The following is a 7,302-nucleotide window of genomic DNA, read 5'->3' on the forward strand; positions in this document are numbered from 1 at the left end:
CGGTGGGCCGATGCGATGCCCACGGACCTCGAACCACCGCTGCGCGGGTTTCCGAACGCGCCGATGCGCGCGCTACACCTGTGGGCCGCGCCAGAGCCATTGCGGGTCGCTGACTCGCAGCACCCGTTGACCGTCGCGGTCGAGGATTGGCGGCAAGCCGAGGTCCCGGCTCCGGCGTCCGCCACCAGGTGCGCCATCGCGATTCTCGGCGACGACGTGAACCGTCTGACCGCCGCGGCCTCCACGCATCGAGGATGTCAAGTGGTATCGCCGCGCGACGCCGAAGTGATTGCGGTGTTTGCTCCGTCGCTTGATCAGCAGGATGTGATCGCCGCCGTCGCGGCGCTTGCCGGTCGGACCGATGTGGGTTTGCCGGACTACGCCGCGCTCATCGGACCACGATGCCGCGCTGTCTGGCTGCTCACCGCCGGCGGGGAAAACGTCGTGTCCGGCGACACGGCCGTACGGCCCGCCCACGCGGCGCTCGCCGCGATGCACCGCAGCGTCGGTTTCGAATTCGGCGACCAGACGTTCGGGACGCTGGACCTGCCTGCCGGGGGGCTCGACGAGCGTTCGGCCGCAACCGCTCTCGAGGTGCTGGTCGGCGCGGTCGGGGTGATGGCGCTGCGCGGCAGCGCAGCACAGTGTTACGTTCGCGCCCTGCGCGAAGAACACGAGTCGGGGACCGCCCGGTCGCTCGACGCGGCGGCACTGGACAACGTGGTGATCACCGGCGGCAGCGGAGCCATCGGCCGGCGATATGCGCAGTACGTCATCGAACGTGGCGCGCGCAGAGTAGTCCTGTTGAGCCGCAACGGTATCGAACCCCAGAGGCTGCGCTCGCTGATCGGGCGGCACCACGTCGAGGTGCACGCGCCGCGCTGCGACATCACCGACCGCGGCGCCGTTGCGGCCATCGCGACTGAATTCGCCGATACCGGTGCGTCGTTGCTGATCCACACCGCGGGTATCGCTGCGGTATCGACGCGAACCGAACTCACCGGTGCGGATGTGGCGGCCGTCTGCGCCGCGAAAGTGGCCGGCCTGGCCACGATGGTAGCGGGCTGGCCGCTGCAGCCGCGGTGCCGGCTACTGGCCTGTTCATCGGTTGTCGGCGTCTGGGGCGGGCGTGGTCACGCCGCCTATGCGGCGTCCAACCGGATTCTCGACGTGCTGGCCGCGCAGCTGCGCGCAACCGGTTTGGACTGCACCGCAATTCGGTGGGGTCTGTGGCAGGACGCCGGAGTGGTGGCGCCCGCCGAGATCGCCCGAACCGAACGCTCTGGTTTGCTCGCGATGCCAGCCGAGTCGGCGGTGGCCGCCGGCCTGGGCCGGTACGCCGGCGATCCGTTGGTTTTTCGCGCCGACCTCGACCGGCTCCGGGTGTTCTTCGACAGCCAGGGCATCGCGATGCCCTTTCACGGGCGCGCTGAGGAGAATCATGCGCTGCCACAGAGCCATTTTGGTGAAACGACTCTCGCCGATCTGGTGCATGCCGAACTGGCGGCGACGCTGCAGCTGGGCGATTCGGCGGTGATCGACGCGACCGCGTCCCTGGTCGACCTGGGCCTGGACTCACTGCTGGCACTCGATCTGCGGCGGCGATTGCGAAGGGCGGTGGGCCATTCGGCTCCGGTTGCGCGGATGCTCGGTGGGATCACCGTCGACGAACTGATCGATGTCCTGGGTACAAGCAGCGGCCACTGCACCGAGAAGGTTGGAGCCCACGCGTGACGGACACCACCGGCTTGGACACGCTGGAAGCGCAGCGGCTGGAATTGCTGCGCCGCAAGATCGCCGAGCGTGGCTTGACCCGCTCGGGCGCCGGCGCCGTCCGGGCGCGCCCCCAGCTGTCCGACGGACAACGCCGGATGTGGTTTGTGCAGTCGGCGGACCCCGACGGCGCTTTGCTCAATATCTGCGTCTCGTATCGGGTGAGCGGCAGCGTCGACATCACACGGCTGCGGCAAGCGGTGGATGCGGTCGCGCTGCGCCACCCGGTGCTGCGTACGACGTATCAGACCGGCAGCGACGGCGATCCTCACCCGGTGGTTCACGACGACCTGCGGCCGGACTGGGCCGAGCACGACCTGTCCGGCCTTGCCGCGCAGGCTCGAAAACTCCGGCTGGAAGTGCTGGCGCAGAGGCAGTTTCGGCAGCCCTTCGACCTGACCAGAGATTCACCGCTGCGGATCGCCGCCGCGCGGGTGGGCGCCGAGGAACTGATACTCCTGGTCACCGCCCATCACATCGCCTGGGATGACGGTTCGTGGGCACCGTTCTTCGCCGACCTGACGCGTGCCTACACCGGCGCCGATCGCGCCGCACCGGTGCTGACCGCGGTCGCGGGGGACCCGGTCCGCGGCAGCGAGGACGACCTGGCGTACTGGCGGTCGCTGATGGCGGATCTGCCCGAGCCGCTGGAACTTCCCGGTCCGAACGGGTCGGTGGTCCCGAGCACGTGGCGTGCCCAGCGGGCCACCTCCCGGCTGTCGGCAGAGACCATCGACCGCGCAGCCACACTCGCCAGGGAGTTGGGCGCCACCCCGTACATGGTGTTGATGGCGGCGTTCGGCGCGCTGGTGCATCGCTACACTCATGCGTCGGATTTCCTTGTCGCAACACCGGTGCTGAACCGGAGCGCAGGAACCGAAACCGCGATCGGTTACTTCGGCAACACGCTGGTGATGCGGATGCGGCCCGAGTCGCGGATGACGTTCCGGGAGTTGCTGGCGCAGACCAGGGACAGCTCGATCGGCGCCATGGCTCATTCGCGGGTCGACCTGGAATGGCTTGTGCGCGAATCCAATCCCGACCGCCGGCATGGGGCCGAGCGCATGACGCGGGTCAGCTTCGGTATGCGCGAGCCCGACGGCGGCGGCTTCAGTCCACCCGGCGTGCGATGTGCGCGCGCCGAATTGCGCGCCCATATCAGCCAGTTACCACTTGGCTTCATGGTCGAAATGAACGGCGCCGGAGCCGTGGTCGAAGCCGAATATCTGGTCGAAGTCCTCGATCGACCGCTGGTGGATCAACTACTGCGGCACTACGGCGTGCTGTTGGAGCACGCGTTGGCCAACCCCGACACCACGCTGACGGCGTGCGGGCTGATGAGCCACGCCGACGTCGCATGGCTGCGGGAGGTCTCCGCAGGAGAAACCTTCAGCGTGCCGGCCAATACGCTTTCGGGCCTGGTTGCGCGGCGGGCTGCCCGCACTCCGGATGCTGTTGCCGTCGTCTACGAGGGCCGGCAGTACAGTTATCGCGAGATCGACGATGAGGCAAACCGGCTGGCGCATTGGCTGATCGAGCGTGGTATCGGCACCGAAGACCGAGTGGCGGTGCTACTGGACAAGTCACCGGAACTGGTCATCACCGCGCTGGGTGTCCTCAAAGCAGGCGGTGTCTACCTGCCCGTCGACCCCACCTATCCCGACGACCGACGGGCGTTCATCCTCGATGATGCCCAGGCGAAACTGGTTCTACGGGAACCGGTTATAGATCGTTGCGGCTACCCGGCCAGCGAACCGGCAGAACTGCTTCGCCCGCTTCGGCCGGCCAATACCGCGTACCTGATCTACACCTCGGGCTCGACCGGGCTGCCCAAGGGCGTTGCGGTGCCGCACGCGCCGATCGCGGAGTACTTCGTCTGGTTCGGCGACGAATACCGTGTCGACGAGACCGACCGCCTGCTACAAGTGGCCTCACCGAGTTTCGACGTGTCCATCGGCGAGATTTTCGGAACACTGATCTGTGGGGCACGGCTGGTGATTCCGCGGCCGGACGGCCTGCGCGACATCGGCTACCTGACCGAACTGCTGCGGCACGAGGGCATCACCTCGATGCACTTCGTCCCGTCGCTGCTCGGTCTGTTCTTGTCATTGCCCGGCGTCAACCAGTGGCGCACCCTGCGCCGGGTGCCGATCGGCGGCGAACCGCTGCCCGGCGAGATCGCCGACAAATTCCGCGCCACCTTCGACGCGCTGCTCTACAACTTCTACGGCCCCACCGAGACCATCGTCAACGCCACCAGCTATCCGGTGGAAGGACCCCAGGGCACCCGGGTGGTGCCGATCGGTCGGCCCAAGATCAACACCCAGATCCATCTGCTCGACGACGCCCTGCAGCCGGTGCCGGTCGGTGTGATCGGCGAAATCTACATCGGCGGAACACATGTAGCTCGCGGCTACCACCGCAGGCCCGGTCTGACCGCCGAACGTTTCATCGCCGACCCATTCACCCCCGGAGCCCGGCTCTACCGCTCCGGCGACCTCGCGCGGCGCAATGCCGACGGCGACGTCGAATTCGTCGGCCGTGCCGACGAACAGGTCAAGATTCGCGGCTTCCGCATCGAACTGGGTGAGGTCGCGGCGGCGATCTCCGTCGACCCCAGCGTCGGGCAGGCCGTCGTCGTGGCCGGCGATTTACCGGGGCTGGGTAAGAGCCTGGTGGGCTACGTGACCCCGGCCGACGGATCGGGTTGCGAAACAGTCGAACTCGAGCGGATTCGCGCACGTGTAGCGGCGGCGCTGCCGGAGTACATGATCCCGGCCGCCTACGCGGTGATCGAGGAGATTCCGATCACCACGCACGGAAAGATCGACCGCGCGGCGCTGCCTGTGCCGCAGATCTGCGCGAGAGCGCCATTCCGCGACCCGTCAACCGTCACCGAAAGACAAATCGCTGCATTGTTTTCCGAGTTACTCGGGCATGACCGCGTCGGTGTCGATGACTCTTTCTTCGATCTCGGTGGACACTCGCTGGTAGCTACCAAGCTGGTCACCGCCATCCGCGCGGAATGCGCGGTCGAACTTGGCATCCGCGATGTCTTCGAGCTGGGCACCGCCGGGGCGCTGGCGCAACGTGTCGACGATCTGCGTGCCGGCTCCCATGGCCGCTCGCGGCCGAAGCTGATTGCGATCGACCATGACGAGCCGATGCCGCTGTCGGCGTCGCAACTGCGTAGCTGGTTCGGCTATCGTGTCGAGGGCCCGAGCCCGGTCAACAACATCCCGTTCGCCGCACGGCTGAGTGGGCCGTGGGACATCGACGCGCTGATCGACGCGGTTGGTGACGTCATTGCCCGCCATGAAATCCTGCGCACCACATACGTTGACGACGACGGGATCCCGTACCAAGTGGTGGGACCGGTTGCCGAGTTGGCGGTGCGTCGCGCGGCCGGCGACGGCCAGAAGTGGCTGCACGAACAGCTGGCGGCCGAGCGCCGGCACTGCTTTCAGCTGGAGCGCGAGTGGCCGATCCGGGTGGCCGTGCTGGACAACGGCGGCGAGCACACGCTGTCGCTGGTCGTCCACCACATCGCCGCGGACCACTGGTCAGCCGGGGTGCTGTTCGCCGACGTGCTGACCGCGTACCGGGCCCGGCGCGCCGGCGACGCTCCGTCGTGGGCGCCACTGCGTGTTCAGTACGCGGACTACGCTGCTTGGCAACGTGATTTCCTCGGCGAGCCAGGTGGCCAAGAATCTGCGGTTGCCATCGAGCAGCGACACTACTGGTCGAGCCAGCTGGCCGGCCTGCCCGAAGACAGCGGCCTACGCCCCGACTTCCCGCGCTCTGCGCTGCCCAGCGGCGACGGCGAGTCCGTCACGTTCAGCATCGACGCGTCCACTCGCGCCAAGCTTTCCGATCGCTGCCGCGAACTGGGTGTCACCGAATTCATGGCGCTGCAAGCTGCGGTCGCGGTCGTGCTGCACAAGGCGGGCAGCGGCGTCGACATTCCCCTCGGCACACCGGTGGCCGGGCGCACCGAAGCCGAACTCGATCAGCTGATCGGTTTCTTCGTCAACATCCTGGTGCTGCGCAACGACTTACGCGGCAACCCCACGCTGCGCGAGGTGCTGGCCCGCGCGCGAGAGACCGCGCTGGCCGGCTACGCTCACCAAGACCTGCCGTTCGACCGGGTGGTCGACAGCGTCGGCCCGGTGCGCTCGCTGTCGCGCAATCCGCTTTTCGGAGTGATCGTGCATGTCCGCGATCATCTGCCTGCCACGCGGGTCATCGAATCGGCGCCAGGCCGGCAAGACACCGTGTGCACGTCGCTGGATCCGGTGTTCGACATGGCGCACGCGGACCTCAGTGTCAACTTCTTCGGCACCGACGGATCCGACGAGATCGGCTACCACGGCAACCTGGTATTCCGCACCGAGCTATACCGCCGCACCACTATCGAACGGTTCGCCGGTTGGCTGACACGGGTCGTCACCGAGTTCGCCGACGACATCGACCAGAGTTTGCGCGACGTGGTGTTGACCGGTGCGCCGGAACAACGACGCATCCTGACCCGGTGGAGCCGCGGCGATCAGCCACCGGCGGACCGGCCGCGCAGCGTGCCGGAACTGCTGGCGGCGAGCCGGCAGTGCGAGGCCGGCCGGGTCGCGGTGCGCTGCGCTGGCGACGACCTCGATTACGCAGCGCTGCATCGTCGTTCGGACAACCTGGCGGTACTGCTCGCTGGTCGCGGTGTGCGCCCGGGTACCTTTGTCGGCCTGTCGACGCGTCGGGGCATCGACATGGTGGTGGCGTTGCTCGGCATCGTCAAAGCCGGCGCGGCATACTTTCCGATCGACCCGGCTTATCCGTTGGCGCGCAAGCAGTTCATGCTCGACGACGTGCAACCGCCGGTGGTAGTGGCGACCGCCGAGGCGCTCGATACTATGCCGCATGGGTCCGCGGTCACCGTCGTGTCGCTCGACGACCCAGAGGTGCGGACCGCGATCGGACGACCGGTACCGCCAACCATGCGACCGGTCCTTCCGCATCCCGACGACCCGATGTATCTGGTGTTCACCTCCGGATCCACGGGAAAGCCGAAGGGCGCGATCGGAACTCAGCGCGCAATGGCCGCCCGGTTGGATTGGCAGCTGCGCCGCTATCCGCCGCGCGCACAGGATATTCGTCTGGCGCAAGCATCGATGACGTTCCTCGAGGGTGGTATGGAACTGCTGGCCGGACTGGCCGCGGGCGCCACCATGATCCTGGCCGACGACGCCGAGCACCGCGACGCCGAAGCGCTAGGTGCGCTGATGGAACGCGAATCCGTCACCCAGATCACCGCGGTGCCCAGCCTGGTCTCCGCACTCGTCGACAGCGCGCCGGACGCGATTCGCGCGCTGGCACGGCTGGTGTGCGGCGGAGAGCCGGTGAGTATTTCGCTGCTGCAGCGCTTGACGGCGGTCTGCGCGGGCGCCGGCGGCCAGGGCCCAGAGTTGTTGAACAACATCGGTTCGACCGAGACCTCCGGCGCGGTGTCGCGCGGACCGCTGAGCATGCCGACGCCGCTGG

At 67.6% G+C, this 7,302-nt stretch carries 2 protein-coding genes; both read left to right on the top strand.

Annotated features, from left to right (window positions below; genetic code table 11):
• Positions 1-1,734: SDR family NAD(P)-dependent oxidoreductase (locus tag AC2VOG_RS20920; RefSeq protein ID WP_486941726.1), on the top strand; the 1,734-nt coding region annotated here is incomplete at its 5' end.
• On the top strand, positions 1,731-7,302 hold a 5,572-nt coding region (locus tag AC2VOG_RS20925; RefSeq protein WP_486941727.1), incomplete at its 3' end, for an amino acid adenylation domain-containing protein. The genes AC2VOG_RS20920 and AC2VOG_RS20925, both read left to right, overlap by 4 nt.

This window comes from Mycobacterium sp. TH-M11, assembly GCF_057473725.1.